Origin of the sequence: Citrobacter sp. Cc139, from assembly GCF_030334645.1 — a bacterium.
Taxonomy (GTDB): domain Bacteria; phylum Pseudomonadota; class Gammaproteobacteria; order Enterobacterales; family Enterobacteriaceae; genus Citrobacter; species Citrobacter werkmanii.
The window spans coordinates 1-412 of sequence record NZ_JAOWDM010000004.1; the positions used below are offsets into that span (position 1 = coordinate 1).

Consider the following 412-nt stretch of genomic DNA (forward strand, 5'->3'; position numbering starts at 1 on the left):
CTTTATCAACATCTGCAATGGTCGTTTTAACCACCAGAATATCCGCGCGCACTTCGCCGTACTGCGCCCACTGGTGTTCCGCTGTTCCATGGTTGGCCAGCGCGTTCTGCAAAGCGGCTTCGAGGTCAGTGTTAATGTCGCCTGTCAGGCGGTCACCGTCTGCAGACGTCAGGAAGTCATCAGCAATATCGCCCAGGTAGTCGTCAGCATTCGCGTTGGATACACCACGAACCCAGTCGGTCCAGCCTGATTCATTACCCGTTCTGTCAACCAGCTGCGCGCGGTACCAGAACTCCTGTCCCGCCTTCAGTCCCAGTTGGGTGTATTCGGCTGACGGATAAGGCACATCCGACAGCAAAAGAGGATTAGAGAAATCACTGTTCGCGGTGTACTGAATTTCCGTTTTCAGCGT

General features: G+C 54.4%; 1 pseudogene. It reads right to left on the bottom strand.

From position 1 onward, the window contains the following. Positions 1–412: pseudogene (locus OGV69_RS00045) on the bottom strand (TipJ family phage tail tip protein); the annotation flags it as partial.